This is a genomic window from Paenirhodobacter populi, assembly GCF_004022215.1.
In the GTDB taxonomy this organism is placed as follows: Bacteria; Pseudomonadota; Alphaproteobacteria; order Rhodobacterales; family Rhodobacteraceae; genus Rhodobacter; species Rhodobacter populi.
This window is the reverse complement of sequence record NZ_SAUZ01000015.1, coordinates 96935-112998: the sequence shown is the minus strand read 5'-3', so window position 1 is coordinate 112998 and position 16064 is coordinate 96935. Positions and strand designations below refer to the sequence as shown.

Below are 16064 nucleotides of genomic sequence, written 5' to 3'. Positions count from 1 at the left end.
CCACGCCTGCCGGTCATCGCGAAGCGGGCTCGACCCTCAAAAACTTACGCAGGTTGTCCGACGTCCACATCTTGCCGCTATGGGTTCTCAGCCCGGAAGCATTCAGGAACCTGACCTGAGATGCGACGGATTCTCCCTCCGCCTGTCCGAGCGCCGCAAGGATGCGGACCCGATGGTCGGATTTTCCGGCGGTGTTCGCCTCTGTCTGCTCGCGCCACTTCTGGAAATGCGCATAGGGGTTGATCCCGTCAGGATGCACCTCGTCCTGGCAAAGCGTGATCCGGTCGCAGCAGGGGTGTTCATAATGCCGGACAAGCGCACCGTGGCGGCGCCAGTTCGTGTCACCGGCGAAGTCCATGATGGCGACCATGGCCCGCTCGTCCTCTGCCCGGTGCAGTAGTCTGGCAAAATCCTCGGCGACTTCGGCGCTGCCACGATCAGGGCGCAATTCCAGCCGCACCACCTCGTCCTGCGGCAGAAGCGTGCCGCCGACATCGCGGACATGTCGACGCACCCTGTCACGTTGATAGCGGATCGTGCGGCTGACCTCGGCCGCCGCATCCACATCGGCGGGCAATGAGGTGAATCCGACCCAGGGGACCGGCAGGGTCCAATAAAAAGCGAAATACTTCTGTCTCACGCGCACGTCCTTCGATGCGGAAAATCCCGGCGCCTTAAGCGGGCATTATGGGAGCCGGCTATAACCATCGCAAGAACTCGGCATTCCGTAGGGAGAAGAGATTATGAAAGATTTTTACAGTTCCGCCACGCACCCCCTGAAGATCGACAGCTTCCCGTTGGCGCAGGGCCATGTCGGCATGACGCTGTGCCCCGGTCGCAAGGGGCCGTCGCTCAGCGGCCCCGGATGGGACCGCGATCTTGCCGCGGATGTGGCGGCGCTGCGCGCCTGGGGCACGGGTATCGTCATATCGCTGACCGAGGCCGACGAAATGGCGCGGCTTCGCGTGGGCGACATGGCGGCGGCGCTGGAGGAGGCGAAGATTCGTTGGCTGCACCTGCCGATCCCCGACACGAAGGCACCGCAGCCGGGCTGGCACGATGCCTGGCGGCGGGCCGCCCCGCAGGTGCATCAATTGCTGGAGTCTGGCGGGCGCGTCGTCATCCATTGCAAGGCCGGGCTGGAACGCACGGCGACGGTGGCGGCGCTGCTGCAATGCGAGAGGGGCGAGAGCCTTGACACCTCGCTTCGGGTGATTGCCGAGGCGCGCAAGGGTGCCGGGCCGCTCCCCCATCAGCGCCAGTGGCTGGTGGATCTGCTGAAAGAAAACCACCGCATCCGCCGTCTGATCCGAGCCAGCCTGTTCGGCGGCGCCATCGGCGATGCTCTGGGCGCCGAGATCGAGTTCTGGTCCCTGCCGTGCATCCGCACGCATTTTCCGAACGGAGTGGACCGCATCTTGCCGCATCACGGGGTGCCTGCGGCGATCACCGACGACACGCAGATGACGCTGTTCACCGCCGAAGGACTGATCCGCGCGGTGGTGCGCGACGAGATGAAAGGCATCTGCCACCCGCCCTCTGTCGTTCACCATGCGCTGATGCGCTGGCTGGATACGCAGGGGAAGCATGGGCAGATTCGGGGTGTGGATCTTGAGACGGGACTGGTCACCGACCCGCGCCTGCGCCACCGCCGGGCGCCGGGCAACACCTGCCTGTCGGCCCTGCTTGCCAGCCGCCAGTTCGGCGATCTGGCGCGGAACGACAGCAAGGGCTGTGGCACGATCATGCGGGTGGCGCCGGTCGGACTGATGGGAACCCGGGACGGGGCCGTGCATGGCCTGGCCGACGAGACATCCCACCTGACCCACGGCCACCAGACCGGCCGCGACGCCGCGCGGGCCTTTGCCTGCCTTCTGGCGCTGATGACCGAGGACTGGAGCCTGGAAAACCTGCTGCCGTCGATGGAGGCGTTTGAGCTTGACGACGCCACGATGCGGGCGATCCATGCCGCGCGGACGGCCCCGCCGGACGGACGGCCCGAAACGGTCGAAAGCCTCGGTGGAGGTTGGGTGGCGGAAGAGGCGCTTGCGATCGCCCTTTACGCCGCCCGCGTGGCGGAAAGCTTTGAACATGGGCTGCGCATAGCCGTCACCCATTCCGGCGACAGCGACAGCACCGGCGCCATCGCGGGCAATCTGCTCGGGCTGATCTTTCCCGATGAAGTCATGTCGCATGACTGGCGGCGGCAGGTGGAATGCGCCGATCTGATCGACCGCATCGCCACCGACCTTGCCGCCGCCAGAGACGGAGGCCTGACCTTCGCCGAACAGATGTGGGAGGTCTATCCGGGATGGTGAGAAGCAGAGAAATCTTGATGACCTCGTCGGGCAACATGATCGCCAAGATGGCACTGCGCCCCGTCCGGGACCTGGAAACGCATCCCGACGGTCGCTCACGCCTGACCCGGATTGGCGCTCCATACGGCTTCGACAGGTTGTTCGGGGATGGTAGCGGCATCGATGACGCGCAGTTTCAGGTGCTTGCGGCAGGCTGCCCGCGTGACGAATGGTTTGGGAGGCGTTGTGAATGAAGCAGGAAGAATTCCGGAAATGGTTGATGGATGAGGGGCAAGCGGATGCGACGGCCTCCTCGCGGGTGAGCAGCGCCAGGCGCGCGGAACAGTATCTGGGCGATCTGGACGAGCGGCTTGCGCAGGACAACCTGGACAACCTCCTGAACCGGTTTGACTACACGGCCGAGGATGCGCGCGCGGGACGCCCCAACCCTTCCCCGGTGCCCATTGACGGCGACCTGCGCACGGGTCTTGCCAGCCTCCAGCAGGCGCTGAAGCATTACCATGCGTTCCTGACCGAACAGAACGCCACCCCCGACCGAGCCACGCAGCAGGCACAGGTGGCGCGTCTGACCCGAGCCGAGATCGAGGCGGCGATGGACGACTGCGACCGGCTTGGCCTTGCGGCATTTCTGGCTCGGGGTGGCTTCGTCAAGCCTCAGGTCTGGGTGGCGGGCGAGGATCGCGGAGAACGCAACTACCCCGCCAAGGCAGTGGTCGCTGCCGCGATGGGGCATCTGCCCGGCGGCCGGACCCCCGGGACGAAGCAGTTCTTCGGCGGTTTCGGCGAGCCGCAGGCCTTCGCCCGACTGGAGGCTTTGGGGTATCGCCTTTTGCGCCCCGAAGCCGAAGGGGAGGAAAACCCTTTCTCTCGCGACGCGGTCGAAGCGGCGATGGACGACTTTGAGGAATATCGCGCGTCCGGCGCCCATGCCGATGACTTCGCAGGCTTCGAGGAACCGACGGGCTACTGGGTGCGCTCAACCAGGCCGCGCCCGGACCGGCGGTTCCCCTCGAAACCCATCGTCGGCAAGCTGCTGCACAAACCGGCAAGCGCTTTCAGCGGGGGGTGGAGCCAGCCGCAGACCGCTGCGGCGCTGCTGCACAATGCGGGGTATGTCATCACCGACGAAAGCGACCAGCCCCTGCCGCTGCCCGAGAGCCATGCCCATCTGATGCGCGGAGCAGAGCGCGCGCGCCTCGTCGCGCTCAACTATTTCATCGCGCCCGCACGCGAAGCGGGCAGGCCCGCTGTTACCATCCGCGTCGGAGATCTGCATGGCATGAGCGGCCTTGTGCGCAATTGGGCGAATGTCTGTCAGGCGCTGGAAGGATCGAAGTTCCGCACCCTTGCGGCGGTTTCCGAACCGCGGCGCACCGGGCCCGTGCAGGGGGCCTCGACCGAATACACCTTTTCCCTGATCCCGACGGCCTCGATGCCTGAGGTCCCCGCTGGAGAACTGTCCATGTCGAACACCAAACCGACCAACCTGATCCTTTTCGGCCCTCCCGGCACGGGCAAGACATACGCCACTGCCGCCGAAGCCGTGCGGCTGCTGTGTGGCGAGCCGGTCCCGGAAGATCACGGCGAACTGATGAAGGTCTACCGGCGGTTGTCAGAGGAAGGGCGGATCGAGTTCGTAACCTTCCACCAGTCGATGTCCTACGAGGATTTCGTGGAAGGACTGCGGCCAGTAACGAATGGCGACGGGGACGAACCCGCGACATCGGCGGGGTTCCGGCTGAAACCGGTTCCCGGAATCTTCCGGCGGATCGCGTCGAGCGCGGAAAGGGATCGCGGTCGCTCGGCCAGTGCGCTGCACCTTGACGGGCGACAGGTCTACAAGATGTCGATCGGCAACAGCGCCCTGCCGCAGGATGCCCCGCTGTTCGCACAGGCGCTTGCCGAGGGGTGCACCATCTTCGGTTTCGCCGATCTCGACTGGTCGGACCCGCGCTTTGCCGAGCCGGCCGAGATCGCCTCTGCCATGCAAAGGCTTGACGACTGGGCCGGGGTCAAACCCGGTTCTCCCAGCGTGCGCATGACCGACATCTTCCGCAACCGCCTGAAGCCCGGGGATATCCTGATCGTCACCCGGGGCAATCTTCTGGTGCGCGCGGTGGGCGAGGTCACCGGTGAATATGAATTCCATCCCCGGCCGGAGGGCGACTATGGCCACCGCCGTGCGGTGCGCTGGCTGTGGAGTGATGCGGAAGGCGTGCCTGCCACCGAGTTCTACCGTAAAAAATTCTCGCAGCTCACGCTGTATCCCCTCGTGCCCGAGGATCTGAACGTTCCGGTGCTTGAACGCTACATGAACAGCCGCACCCCGGAAGAACCCGCCGCACCCGACCCCTTCGTGCTCATCATCGACGAAATCAACCGCGCCAATGTTTCCAAGGTGTTCGGAGAGCTGATCACCCTGCTGGAGGAGGACAAGCGCCTTGGATGTGACAACGAACTGCATATCAAGCTGCCCTATTCGAGAGAACGTTTCGGCGTGCCGCAAAACCTGCACATCATCGGCACCATGAACACGGCAGACCGCTCGATCGCGCTTCTGGATACCGCGCTACGCCGCCGCTTCACCTTCAGGGAGCTGATGCCGGACCCGAATGTCCTGTCCTCGAATGTCGACGGCATCGACCTGCGAAAGCTTCTGACCACGCTCAACGACCGCATCGAATACCTGTTCGACCGGGACCATCAGATCGGGCATGCCTATTTCATCCGCTGCGAGACGAAAGAGGATGTCGATGATGTCATGCGCCACAAGATCATTCCGCTTTTGGCGGAGTATTTCTACGAGGACTGGTCGAAAGTGGCCGCCGTTCTGGGCGATCTGACACCGCAGGAAGGAGACATCGATGGGGCCTTTCTCGTCCGCAGGCGACTGACAGCCCCCACGGGCCTCGCTGGGGATGAGATGGCCCCGCGCTACCGCTGGAAGATGAAGGAAGGCGCATTCAGTTACCAGAACCTCCAGCCATGACCCTTTCGCGCAGCATCTGCGAATGGGGATACATTCCCTATGGCGACGGGGCGGACGAGATCCCGGAGGTTCATGCCGACCGGATCGCCGCGCTGGCGAAGGCATCGGGCTTTTCGGGCGGGGGCGCCGAAGGCGTGCTGGAACACGGCCGCAAGGGCCTGCGGGCGCGCGGTATCGTGGGCGTGATCGCCACGCCCGGATTTCAGCTCGAGATCCTGCCCAAGATCGAAGGCGCCGGCGATGAGGCGGGAAAGGGCGTCGAAAAGGGGACCTTGCGCAGGCGCCTCATCGACATGCTGGCCGTGACCCATGACCTGCCTGTCGAGACCGGAACGATGACCGGGCTCGGCTGGCAGAGCGAAACGGTGCTCGAAGTCCTGATCGGCCTGTTCTGTCACAAGCTCGCCGAAGCCGTGCGACAGGGATTGCCGCGCCTTTACGTCAACCATGAGGACGACCTTCCAGCCCTGCGCGGGCGGCTGAACGTCACGCGGCAGTTCTCCACCCTGGCGGCGACCCCGCATCGGCTGGCCTGCCGCCATGACGTGCTTTCGCCCGACATCGCGCTGAACCATGTCATGCGTGCGACCGTTTCCCGACTGTCGGGCATCGCCCTCTCGCCCGACAATCGCCGGGCGCTGCGTGAACTCGCGCTCGTCTACGATGGCATCGCCGATCTGCCGGCGCGGGCGATCGCATGGGAGCGGATCACGCTTGACCGCACAAACGGCCGCTGGCGCGATCTGCTTGCGTTTGCCCGATTATTCCTCTCGGGCCGGTATCAGCAGACTAGCCTCGGCAACGTTTCCGGCCACACGCTCCTGTTCCCGATGAACACCCTTTTCGAGAAATACATCGAGCAGGTCCTGCGCCTCGCGCTCGTGGAAAGTGGGCACGGGCTTACGGCTCAGGGCGGGTATCTCTCCTGCCTTTACGAGGGCCATCACACATCCGATGACAAGAAAGGCCGTTTCCGAACCCGCCCCGATCTGATCGTTCACAACGGAAAACGGATCCCGCTGATCATCGACACTAAATGGAAGCGCATGGTGCCCCGGATAGATGATCCCAAACAGGGGATCAGCCAGTCGGATGTATATCAACTCATGGCCTATGCGCAGCTTTATGACTGTGACCGGGTCATGCTGCTTTATCCGCATCACGGCGATCTGCCGCAGGAACAGATCCACCAGACATATAACATAGCAGAGCCGAAGGCCGAAAAACGACTGATCGTGGCAACCCATGATCTGGTGGCGCCAAGAGCCAAACAGACCGCGTCCTTGAGAGAGTTGGTTTTTGGGAAAGAGTAAAAGGTCTGAGTGGCTCTGATGATGGGTTGAGCAGCCCCTCCTGACGGCACCTATGTGCCACAGTGGTCCAGACAGGATCAGGAGGAACAGGCTATGGAGGAAGTCTCGATCATCGGCGTGGACCTGGCGAGACAGGTCTTTCAACTGCACGGAGCGACAGCGGAAGGCGAGGTCGCGTCGTCGCCTTCTGCCCCCTCGCCATGCCAGCGGCGGCCCAGTTCGCCACGCTGCCACCGGCAGATGCGATTCTCGCCGGAACAATGCGGCGCACTCCGGGAGATCGAGTGCGGGGTGGCAACCCGCTCGGTCGCCGATATCGAGAAGATCGGCGCCGCCACGGAGGCCGACCAGCATGCGGATCCGGCAGAGGTGGCGCGGCTCTCCGCCCGGCCGGTGCCGACGGTCCCGACGATTGGCAACCTGAACCAGCAAGACGCCATGGCCTTCTCATTGGTGTTCGGATCCATGCTCCGGCACATCATCCCGACCAGCTGACAAAGGTACTGCGCGAACGCGGCCCCACGGCCAGATGCCGGACATATCCGGCAGCCCACTGGGGATGTCCTTTCTGGACGGCATGATGAACACTGCGCAGCAGAGTTACCTGAAACAGTGTTCGTGACGACTGCCGAAACCAAGGCGACGCGAGCCCTACAAGCGAATCCAGACCGAAGGAGGCAGAAACAAGCTGGATTTAGGCTGATGGCTAAGTTCTGCCCGCATTCTCAAATTACGGCGGAACCCTGACTTGTACGTGCCCCTTTCACAAATCAGATTTCTGATTAGTCCTCAGAACGCCCGGCGAGCCATTTCGCCATAACGCACCGGACGACCTCCGGGCGGCATATTGGGCGAGCCAAGGCAAGGGATTAGGGCCCCTTGCCCCGGCCTCTAACCACGCCTCGTCAAATGCGGCTGCTGCGGGGGCGGCTTCTCGACGATCGGCAAGGACCGGTTCGGCTGCTCGAACTCCCGCAACAAGGGCACCTCGGTCTGCGGCAACCGCACCGGCATCACCCGGCAGGAGCTGGAAGGCCGGATCCTGACGATCCTGTCCGAGCGGTTGATGGATCCCGAACTCGTCAAGGTCTTCGCCGCCGAATACATCGCCGAGCGCAACCGCCTCGCGGCCGCCCATGTCGATGATCGGGCGGTCAAGGAGAGAGATCTGGCCAAGGTCATCAGGGAACAGGACATTCTGGTGAACGCGCTTCTGGCGGGCACCCCGCCAGAACGGATCAAGGCGAAGATGGAGCAGCTGGCCGCACGGCAGAAGCAACTGGAACAGGACCTGGCCGCCGCCCCTGCCCCGACGGCGACGACGCGGATCCATCCAAAGATGGCCGATACCTGGCAGGACCGCATTCGCGCTCTAGTGCGCGGCCTGACCGAACCCGACCACGAGGGCGAGGCCCGCGAGGCGATCCGGGGCCTGATCGGGAAGATCGTCGCGACGCCGGTTCCGACGAAGGGCAGGCGCAACAGCCTCGAGCTGACGCTGCACGGCGATCTGGCCGGGATCCTGGCCGTGAGCCTGAAGATGGATCAGCTGTCCGGACAACAAAAAACCTCCTGCGAACAGGAGGTTATGCAAAGTGTAGAATTAGTATTGGTTGCGGGGGCCTGCGGCCACCGGGAACATAACTGGCATTCGCCCCTGTTCCGGCTGGGCGGCGGCAATACCGAGAATGCCCATCAACTCGCCGCGTAGCTCGGCATGGACCTCGCCCCGCTTTTCGCCGGGCGTGACGATCACCTCCCCGATCAGCGAGCGCAGCGCCTCGGCGGCTTGCCTTCCACCATCGGGATCGTTCAGGGCCTCGGCGAAGCGCGCGACATTGCGGCTGTAGTTCGCGGCCACGTTCGGATGCACGTCCGGCATGTCGGCGGGGGCCTCGGCCATGCGGATAGCGATCTCTGCCTTCTGGCGTTCCAGCTCGTCCATCCGGGCCTTCATGGATGGCTGATACATGCCGTCCTCAATGGCGGTGATGATCCCGGCGATGGCGCGTTCGATCTTCGCCAGCGCACGGCGGTCAATGTCATGCTGCGCCCGACGCTGCTGGTTCAGCCGGTTGGTTTCCTCGACATAGGCGCGAACCGCTTCCTTCACCGCTTCGGCCGAGACCAGCCGCTCCTGCAACCCGGCCAGCACCCGCGCTTCCAGCTTCTCGCGCAGGATGGTGCGGTTGTTGTCGCAGGTGCCGCGCCGGTGGTGGTTCAGGCAGCCCAGCCGGTCCGACAGGATGATGCCGATCTTCCCGCCGCAGCAGCCGCAGGTCATCAGGCCGGAAAGGAGGGAAACCGGCCGGTTCGCCAGATGCAGCCGCTTCATGCGGCCCTCCCGCGTATTGGCCGGGTTCGGGCCGAAGATTTCGGCGATCTGCTTCTGGCGCTCGCGCACCGCGTTCCAGAGTGCATCGTCCACGATCCGCAGATGCGGCACTTCCGTCCTGATCCACGAGGTTTCCGGGTTCAGGCGGGAGACGCGCTTGCCGGTGGACGGGTCTTTCACGAAGCGCAGCCGGTTCCAGACCAGAACACCCGCGTAAAGCTCGTTGTTGACGATGCCTGTGCCACGACTGCGGTGGCCCCGGATGCTGGTGTCGCCCCATGCACGGCCCAGCGGGCCGGGAATGCCCTCCTTGTTCAGATCGACAGCGATAGCCTTGGGGCTTTTGCCGGATGCGAACTCGCGGAAAATACGCCGGATGGTTTCTGCTTCCTCAGAGACGATTTCCCTGTCGCCCCGGATCGGCTCACCGTTCCCGTCCAGCTTCTTGAGCACCTTGTAGCCATAGCAAAGCCCGCCGCCCGCCTTGCCCTTCTCCACCCTGCCCCGCAGACCGCGATGGGTCTTCATGGCAAGGTCTTTCAGGAACAGCGCGTTCATCGTGCCTTTCAGCCCGACATGAAGTTCGGTGACTTCGCCCTCGGCCAGCGTCACGATGGTCACGCCCGCGAATTTCAGGTGCTTGAACAGGGTCGCCACGTCCGCCTGATCGCGGCTGATGCGGTCCAGCGCCTCGGCCAGCAGGATGTTGAACTCGCCCTGTTGAGCATCGCTCATCAGCCGCTGGATGCCGGGACGCAGGATCGTGCTGGCCCCGGAAATCGCCGCATCCTCGTACGAGCCCACGATCTGCCACCGCTCCCGCCCCGCATGTTCGCGGCAGAGCCGGAACTGGTCCTCAATGGACGCCTCGTTCTGCTTGTCGTCGGAATAGCGGGCGTAAAGAGCGGCGCGGGTCATGGCGGTAATCTCCGTTCGACTCAGTCCTCGTTATCTTGTCCCAAAGTCGGCAAGCACTTCGCGATGCGGTTCAAATCTTGTCCTTCGGCATCGGCGGCACATCGGGCGCGCGATCCAGAAATGCCGTCAGGTCGCCGCGCTTCGCCGTGCCTGCGCGCGCCTTGAGGAAATCGGCGGCGGTCTCTACCGCTCCGATCTTCTGCGCAACCGCTGAAACGATCCATTGATTAAGCGACACGCCATCCTCCTGCGCCAGCCGCGCCGCCGTCTCCTTGAGCGACTGCGGCAGTTGCAGCGGATATTTGTAGCGTTGGGTCTGCGTCATGTGTTCAACCTCCTGACGATCTCTCCCGGTGTTGCGATGGTGACGCCCAGCGTAAGTGCCGGGCGGAAGTCCCTGACATTATGCGTCACGATGGCCTCGGCCTGCCCGTTCAGCGCGGCTTCCAGCACCATCTCATCCGCGACATCGGACAGCATGGGCCGCGTCCGAAACGAAATATCGACGCCCTCGGACACGGCAGCGAGCGCGCTCATCACCCCCGCAACGTCCTCCAGACTATGACCCGTTGCCGCCCGGATTTCTTCCCGGCTCAGCACCGCCTCATATTCCAGAAACAGCGCCGTCGAACAAAGCGGCGTCAGCACACCCCGGTCAACCGCCCGCAGCAGCAGGTTGCTTGCGCCGTTGCGACTGCGGAACGCGGCCACGATGACATTGGTGTCCAAGACCAGTCTCATGCTCACACCATATATTGACATCTCATGTGATGTCAATATCTCGACCCACAAACTCGCGCGTTGGCTTCATTCCACATCATCTGCATCCTGCCCGCCCCCGTCGCGGCCCGGTGGTGCATTGTCGTTGGCGGCGCGCATCGCTTTCTCGAAGTCTTCGCGCGCCATGCGCCTGCCGATCAGCCGGGCGATGGTCAGCACCACCGCGTCCAGCCGTTCGGCGGCATCGGCTGCGTTCCCGGCACCCTGTCCGTTGAGCGGGTGATTGTCGTTCGCCGGTCTCTCTCCGCCCGGGCGCTGTCCGTCATCGCCCATGACCGGCCTCTGCCTCCGGTCGCCATCTGACGGGATCGGCAACCCATCGGTCGATGTCGGATTCCCGCCACCCCGCGCCGTTGGCGCTAATCTTCAGTTGCCGCGGGAAGGTGCCTTCGGCGATCTTGCGGTAGATGGTGGACCGGGACAGGCCGGTGCGGTCGCGGACAGTATCAAGGCGGATGATGCGGTCTGGTTGGCTCATGGTCTTACTCCCTCCTGCTGGTTGTTTCTGACGATTGCAGGGACCAGACGGAGCAGCGATTTATCGTTGTTCAAGAGATATTTAAGCACAGGAGGGCTATGGCGTAGAAACGGCGGTAAATGGGACGGTTCTACAGTCGGAGACCCCAGCCCTATACGAGGTCGATGCGGTGGGTGCCAGTGAGGTTGCGGCCTGAGTCGCTCCAGATGCCCAAGGCGCACTCGCGGTCGGCAAGGGCAAGCGCCAGGCTGCAAACACCGTAGCTATAAGACCTTCCAACCATCTGCGGTACCGCAAGGCGGCTCACGCGGGCAAAGAGCAGATCGGGCGGAGAGCGATCTTACCGCGGTGCGGCATGCCAGCCACAGCGAAACCGGAAAAGCGGTCGCCTAGTCAGATTGTAGTGCAGTGGTCGCGTCGGTGCGCTGAGCGGGCGGAAAGCCGACGTCCGCTTCAACGGGAACAAGCGAGGGACACCTTGACAAAACAGTTCACACACCCGTCGCCTTATGTAAGACTGGCATTTAATCCACCATAATCTAGAGTACTTTTGAAGCGAGCGACCGAAATTTGAGCGACGCGGTAACTCTTAAGAAGGCCAAAGGAAGCGCTCCAGGACAGTATCTCGGATACGCCCTGCAGCCAGTGCGGCTGTTCTTCCATTTGCTGACTTGTCCCAGTGGCGCCTATGTCGGCCTTGAACACGTTGACGACGTTTCGGTGCACGTGGGCGACAAAGTAGTGCTCGCGGAGCAGTGCAAGAGTGCCCTCACCGGCAACCCTACTTCCAACTGGTCTGTAGACTTCTGGAAAACGATAGCAAACTGGATCGACAATTCGAATGCTGGGCTCCTCAGCCCTGAAACCACGAGCATCCAGATGTATGTTGTTCCTCAGAAAATCCATGGATTTTCAGGGAAACTAAGTGACCTTAGGACTGATAATGAAATAGATGCGGCGATCGCGGAAATCGCCAAGAAGCGGAGCAAGCTGGCATCGGCGCCAGAGTGCGAACCATTCCTTCTTAAGGTACTTGGTACAGACCTAGCCCTGCGGCGACACCTCATACGCAACTTCATTCTTGTCAATAGCGATAGCGATCCAATTGCACCAATCTTCGCGCATCTCGATGCAACAGTGCGCAGGGAAATGCAGGAGGCGGCAGTTCGATATGGCATAGGCGATGCCCTGAAGTTAATCGACGAGACAATGAGAAGCGGCGCGCCTCCTGTGATCAGTGCTTCAGCGTTCAGGAAACGGTTTCACGCGTTTATTTCTGCGCACGACTCTGAGCGATTTCTGCATTCTCTGGCCGATGCACCCACAGACGAGGTTATCAAGTCTACGGTCTCTGAATCGCCCTGCTTCATCAGACAGCTTGATCTCGTAGATTCGAACATCGATGAGAAGACACGAGCCGCCAGTGACTTTCTTCGCACCACAGGGGATCGCACTCGTTGGGCCGAGGAAGGAATAGTTTTCGAGGGTAGCATGAATGAGTACGACAGTGCCCTTCTCAGGCGCCACCAGAACCTGAAAACCGAAGTCGGGCTGGTAAACAAGAGCCTCAGCGAGAAGGAACAGGGACGCCTACTGTATTCAAGATGCTCTCAATCTTCGCCGATGGCGCTGGAAGCCAGAATTGTACCGGAACACTTCATGTCGGGAAGCCTCAACGCTCTTGCTGATCGGCGCGAAATCGGCTGGCACCCTGACTTCGACAAATTGCTGGATGACGAGGCCACATGACGCCGGAACGCGGCCATGATTACCTTAGTGAAGTTGAGCGAGTGCAAAACCCCGCCCTTGGGGCGATGCTCATCTGGAAGTACGGGCGATCCTTCCAAGCGCAGCTCACAGCTGAACCTTCCGACATGCTCCTCGCATTCCTAGTACTCCCGCTCTGCCTTCATCGCCCAACGCTTGACATAGTCGTTGGAACACAAGCACGTTCAGGCCTTGGCAAGTTTTGCGAAAAGCTATCAGAGAGGCGCGAGGAATTGTTTGCGATCCATGAGCGATGTCTTGCACTTAAAGAGCTTAGCCTTAACTCATTGGCGTTTGGCGAACGGAGCGGGATATTGGCAATCGAATACGAAACTGCAAGATTGCTAGCGCTCGAAGTTGCCGATCCCTCGCTGAGCGAGCGAGTCAAAGTACAGGTAAAAGGGGCAGAAAGGCTTGGCATTTGGTTTTCAGCCTTGAAAACTTCTGAAGTCTTTCATGCGCTGAAGGTGGTCGCGTAATGCAGTTTCAAATTCTCAAGCTTGTTCTCTGGCCGCGGGGTGACTTTGATCCTCGAGTGATTGAGTTTGCTCCCGGAAAGGTCAATGTAATTAGCGGTGCCTCGAAGACAGGAAAATCAGCAGTCATTCCAATCATTGATTACTGCTTGTGCTCAAATAAATGCGCCATCCCGGTAGGTACAATACGCGAAAGCTGTGAGTGGTTCGGTGTTGTTATTAGCACAGTCGAAGGTGAAAAGCTGCTCGCTCGCCGAGAGCCGGGCGACCAGAAACAGACTGGAGATATGTACTTTGCAGAAGGAGAGACCGTCAAAATCCCACACCGTATTGAGGCCAAGAACTCAAATACGGATCAGGTTCGCGCGCTTTTGAATCGGTTATCCGGTCTGTCAAATTTGGGCATGGACCCGAACTCCGAGGGCTATTCAGGTGACCGGACGAGCTTTCGCGATCTTATGGCATTCACGTTCCAGCCACAGAACATCATCGCGAACCCCGACGTCCTGTTCTTCAAAGCTGACACCACAGAGCACAGGGAAAAACTAAAGGCAATTTTTCCGTATGTTCTCAATGCCATTACTCAGGAGACGTTAGCGGCAAGATGGGAATTGGAGCGGCTGGAGCGCCTTCTTCGTCAGAGAGAGGCCGCGCTCAGTGACGTGAATTCCGCGGTTCGAGTTTGGATGAGCGAGGCTGAAGTCTGGCTGCAACAGGGCCGGGAATTTGGGCTGATCCAAAGCGATACACCGCCACCCTCGGAGTGGCTGGAGATGTTGGGCGCACTCCGAACGCTCTCGCAAAGCAACTACCGGGCAGCGCGCCCAACCATGACGACGATCGAGGCCACGATAGCAGAGCTTGAAGGGCTGCGGTCACTTGAGAGCGACGAGTCAGCCACGCTGTCTCGGCTCCGACAGCGGCTAATGGAAATCAGCCGCCTGCTGGAAAGCAGCAAGAGCTATGGGTCCGCCCTGCATATTCAACGCGACAGGCTGGCGATCTCGGACTGGCTGAGGCAGCTGGGTCAGGAAGGTCGCGCCCCATTGGAAGCAATCGCGCCGGAAGGCAAGGATCACTTGGACAAGCTCTGCGAGGCACTCGACGGACTCGAACTTGAAATCCGTTCCCGAACCACGGTCAGCGACAAGATGGATAAGGAGCGGCACAGACTGCGCGCCCAAGCGGAAGAAAGCTTGGCGCGGCTTGGTGCCCTACGAGCCCAGATTGCTGATCTGGAGCGCCGTTCTGAGGCAGCCAGAGCGGAAATCTACCGCGCCGACCAAGTTGAACGCTATCTCGGTCGGCTCGAGCAGGCGCTGAAGCTGTACGGGAGGTCAGGCGAAGACTCGGAACTCAGAGGGGAAGTAGAGGCCCTGAAGGGCAAGATTAGTCCCTTAAGAGCAATAATCTCTGAGCAGCTAATTCGCCAAGTTATGCAGTCGTCACTCGCGACGATCGAAAATATTGCCGGTCAGATCATCCCGAAGCTAGACGCCGAGTGGCCCGACGCGCCTATCAAGATCGTAGTTCCCGATCTTACCATTAAGGTTGTTCAGGGAACACGCGATGACTACCTCTGGGAAATCGGCAGTGGTGCCAACTGGCTTGCCTACCACGTGTCTGTTTCCCTGGCCCTTCAGAGATTCTTTCTGAAAACTCCAGCACACCCCGTGCCTGGGTTTCTGATCTACGACCAGCCAAGCCAGGTCTACTTCCCCAAGGGAGTTCATTCGGAGGAGGTTGACGAGGGCGAGTGGCGAGATGAGGACATCGAAGCGGTTAGAAAGGTCTTCGCGGCAGTCAGCGCGGAGACGATTCTCGCAGAGGGTCGACTCCAGGTGGTCTTGCTTGACCACGCCGCCCAAGAGGTCTGGAACGGGATTGATAACATCCACTTGGTCGACGAATGGCGCGGTAGCGAAAAGCTTGTGCCGTTGGAATGGATGGCAAGCACCGGTTCCAGATCATGACAATCATTATGGGTATAACCCTCCAAGAGGGCGCGGCGCTGGCTGCAGATACGTTGCGACACAATGCAGTGGACAACGGCAGTGCGGGGCATGCGGATAAGACAGTTGCGATCAATAATCGTGTGGTAGGAGCGAAGGCTGGTTATGGCCCCGATGCGGATGGGGCCTGGCAAGCGCTAATCGAAAGTGGGATTGAAGGTTGCGGCCCTGCTGAGATTGCCCAGCGATTGAGGGTAATCGGTGCGCGCATTTATTCGCAGTGCCGTGAAAAGGCGGTTGCGCTTGGAGTGGCTGATCCCGGATTGTTCTTTATCTTAGCGGGCTTGGAGCTCGACGGGCGCCCTGCAATCCACTGGTTAAACTTCGCCTTGGGTGACTTCGGCCACACAAATCAAGTTGGCTGCGCTATTGCGTTCGCGTCTAGGCCAGAAGCCAACGCAAATGCTGTGGCGCATGCCAGAGCCTTAGTCCGTCAGGATTTAGTAGGCCAATCTATCCCTCTTGATGCTTGGGCGAGGAATCTTACGGCCGATGAGAAAACGTATGCTCCACATGCGATTGAATTTCCTATCATTCTGCGGATCGTAAAAGCCCACGAATGTGTCGAAATGCAAGTCTTTGAAAATGGGGGCGAGAGAGAGGCAGCCGTGGCTCGGATAGCATAGCTTATGCTTAGAATTAGGTCATATTCAGATATCCAGCGCCTGATGATATCCG

General features: G+C 61.1%; 16 protein-coding genes and 1 pseudogene. 11 read left to right on the top strand and 6 right to left on the bottom strand.

Features of this window, described 5'->3' with window-relative positions:
- Positions 1-13: 13 nt before the first annotated feature.
- Complete coding sequence (locus D2T30_RS13785; protein ID WP_128209334.1) at positions 14-640, bottom strand: hypothetical protein; 627 nt, start codon at positions 638-640, stop codon at positions 14-16.
- Between the two features lie 103 nt (positions 641-743).
- Between D2T30_RS13785 and D2T30_RS13780 the strand changes: the two genes are divergently transcribed.
- From D2T30_RS13780 to D2T30_RS13755, 7 genes and pseudogenes are all read left to right on the top strand, one after another.
- A complete protein-coding gene (locus D2T30_RS13780) occupies positions 744-2318 on the top strand; it encodes an ADP-ribosylglycohydrolase family protein (RefSeq protein ID WP_128209333.1) in 1575 nt (524 codons plus the stop codon).
- A gap of 17 nt (positions 2319-2335) precedes the next feature.
- Entirely contained in the window at positions 2336-2551 is a 216-nt protein-coding gene (locus D2T30_RS13775; protein WP_128209332.1) for a hypothetical protein, read from the top strand.
- Between the two features lie 26 nt (positions 2552-2577).
- The gene (locus D2T30_RS13770; protein WP_206612960.1) at positions 2578-5307 is read left to right on the top strand and encodes an AAA family ATPase; all 2730 of its coding nucleotides are present in this window, start codon (positions 2578-2580) and stop codon (positions 5305-5307) included.
- The gene (locus tag D2T30_RS13765; RefSeq protein ID WP_128209331.1) at positions 5304-6620 is read left to right on the top strand and encodes an McrC family protein; all 1317 of its coding nucleotides are present in this window, start codon (positions 5304-5306) and stop codon (positions 6618-6620) included. Before D2T30_RS13770 ends, D2T30_RS13765 begins: the two co-directional genes overlap by 4 nt.
- A gap of 93 nt (positions 6621-6713) precedes the next feature.
- Positions 6714-7115 (top strand): hypothetical protein, encoded by a 402-nt coding sequence (locus tag D2T30_RS13760; RefSeq protein ID WP_128209330.1) that lies wholly within the window; start codon positions 6714-6716, stop codon positions 7113-7115.
- Between the two features lie 418 nt (positions 7116-7533).
- Positions 7534-7653: pseudogene (locus tag D2T30_RS24020) on the top strand (hypothetical protein); the annotation flags it as partial.
- A gap of 33 nt (positions 7654-7686) precedes the next feature.
- The gene (locus D2T30_RS13755; RefSeq protein WP_241651280.1) at positions 7687-8331 is read left to right on the top strand and encodes a hypothetical protein; all 645 of its coding nucleotides are present in this window, start codon (positions 7687-7689) and stop codon (positions 8329-8331) included.
- Here the strand turns inward: D2T30_RS13755 and D2T30_RS13750 are convergent.
- The 5 genes from D2T30_RS13750 to D2T30_RS13730 form a co-directional block, all read right to left on the bottom strand.
- Positions 8224-9873, bottom strand: a complete 1650-nt coding sequence (locus D2T30_RS13750; protein WP_128209329.1) for a recombinase family protein — start codon at positions 9871-9873, stop codon at positions 8224-8226. The genes D2T30_RS13755 and D2T30_RS13750 overlap by 108 nt on opposite strands.
- 70 nt (positions 9874-9943) lie before the next feature.
- Positions 9944-10198: a toxin-antitoxin system HicB family antitoxin gene (locus D2T30_RS13745; RefSeq protein WP_128209328.1), complete on the bottom strand. Its 255-nt coding sequence runs from the start codon at positions 10196-10198 to the stop codon at positions 9944-9946.
- Positions 10195-10614, bottom strand: coding sequence for a putative toxin-antitoxin system toxin component, PIN family (locus tag D2T30_RS13740; RefSeq protein WP_164884307.1), 420 nt, complete (start codon positions 10612-10614; stop codon positions 10195-10197). The genes D2T30_RS13745 and D2T30_RS13740 overlap by 4 nt, the downstream gene beginning before the upstream one ends.
- A 66-nt stretch (positions 10615-10680) precedes the next feature.
- The gene (locus tag D2T30_RS13735) at positions 10681-10926 is read right to left on the bottom strand and encodes a hypothetical protein (protein WP_128209326.1); all 246 of its coding nucleotides are present in this window, start codon (positions 10924-10926) and stop codon (positions 10681-10683) included.
- Positions 10916-11131, bottom strand: coding sequence for a helix-turn-helix transcriptional regulator (locus D2T30_RS13730; RefSeq protein ID WP_128209325.1), 216 nt, complete (start codon positions 11129-11131; stop codon positions 10916-10918). The genes D2T30_RS13735 and D2T30_RS13730 overlap by 11 nt, the downstream gene beginning before the upstream one ends.
- 570 nt (positions 11132-11701) lie before the next feature.
- Between D2T30_RS13730 and D2T30_RS13725 the strand changes: the two genes are divergently transcribed.
- The 4 genes from D2T30_RS13725 to D2T30_RS13710 are packed head-to-tail and all read left to right on the top strand — an operon-like array spanning position 11702 to position 16012.
- On the top strand, positions 11702-12880 hold the full coding sequence (locus D2T30_RS13725) for an ABC-three component system protein (RefSeq protein WP_128209324.1): 1179 nt from the start codon (positions 11702-11704) through the stop codon (positions 12878-12880).
- Positions 12877-13377, top strand: a complete 501-nt coding sequence (locus D2T30_RS13720) for a three component ABC system middle component (protein WP_128209323.1) — start codon at positions 12877-12879, stop codon at positions 13375-13377. The genes D2T30_RS13725 and D2T30_RS13720 overlap by 4 nt, the downstream gene beginning before the upstream one ends.
- Positions 13377-15347, top strand: coding sequence for a DUF3732 domain-containing protein (locus D2T30_RS13715; RefSeq protein WP_128209322.1), 1971 nt, complete (start codon positions 13377-13379; stop codon positions 15345-15347). Before D2T30_RS13720 ends, D2T30_RS13715 begins: the two co-directional genes overlap by 1 nt.
- On the top strand, positions 15344-16012 hold the full coding sequence (locus D2T30_RS13710; RefSeq protein ID WP_164884306.1) for a hypothetical protein: 669 nt from the start codon (positions 15344-15346) through the stop codon (positions 16010-16012). Before D2T30_RS13715 ends, D2T30_RS13710 begins: the two co-directional genes overlap by 4 nt.
- The last annotated feature ends 52 nt before the right edge of the window (positions 16013-16064 follow it).

What these genes read in the sequence shown, in the direction of transcription:
- D2T30_RS13780 (WP_128209333.1), top strand. Translation starts at nt 744, where the DNA reads ATGAAAGATTTTTACAGTTCCGCCACGCACCCCCTGAAGATCGACAGC.
- D2T30_RS13775 (WP_128209332.1), top strand. Translation starts at nt 2,336, where the DNA reads ATGACCTCGTCGGGCAACATGATCGCCAAGATGGCACTGCGCCCCGTC.
- D2T30_RS13770 (WP_206612960.1), top strand. Translation starts at nt 2,578, where the DNA reads ATGGATGAGGGGCAAGCGGATGCGACGGCCTCCTCGCGGGTGAGCAGC.
- D2T30_RS13765 (WP_128209331.1), top strand. Translation starts at nt 5,304, where the DNA reads ATGACCCTTTCGCGCAGCATCTGCGAATGGGGATACATTCCCTATGGC.
- D2T30_RS13760 (WP_128209330.1), top strand. Translation starts at nt 6,714, where the DNA reads ATGGAGGAAGTCTCGATCATCGGCGTGGACCTGGCGAGACAGGTCTTT.
- D2T30_RS13755 (WP_241651280.1), top strand. Translation starts at nt 7,687, where the DNA reads ATGGATCCCGAACTCGTCAAGGTCTTCGCCGCCGAATACATCGCCGAG.
- D2T30_RS13750 (WP_128209329.1), bottom strand. Translation starts at nt 9,873, where the DNA reads ATGACCCGCGCCGCTCTTTACGCCCGCTATTCCGACGACAAGCAGAAC.
- D2T30_RS13745 (WP_128209328.1), bottom strand. Translation starts at nt 10,198, where the DNA reads ATGACGCAGACCCAACGCTACAAATATCCGCTGCAACTGCCGCAGTCG.
- D2T30_RS13740 (WP_164884307.1), bottom strand. Translation starts at nt 10,614, where the DNA reads ATGAGACTGGTCTTGGACACCAATGTCATCGTGGCCGCGTTCCGCAGT.
- D2T30_RS13735 (WP_128209326.1), bottom strand. Translation starts at nt 10,926, where the DNA reads ATGGGCGATGACGGACAGCGCCCGGGCGGAGAGAGACCGGCGAACGAC.
- D2T30_RS13730 (WP_128209325.1), bottom strand. Translation starts at nt 11,131, where the DNA reads ATGAGCCAACCAGACCGCATCATCCGCCTTGATACTGTCCGCGACCGC.
- D2T30_RS13720 (WP_128209323.1), top strand. Translation starts at nt 12,877, where the DNA reads ATGACGCCGGAACGCGGCCATGATTACCTTAGTGAAGTTGAGCGAGTG.
- D2T30_RS13715 (WP_128209322.1), top strand. Translation starts at nt 13,377, where the DNA reads ATGCAGTTTCAAATTCTCAAGCTTGTTCTCTGGCCGCGGGGTGACTTT.
- D2T30_RS13710 (WP_164884306.1), top strand. Translation starts at nt 15,344, where the DNA reads ATGACAATCATTATGGGTATAACCCTCCAAGAGGGCGCGGCGCTGGCT.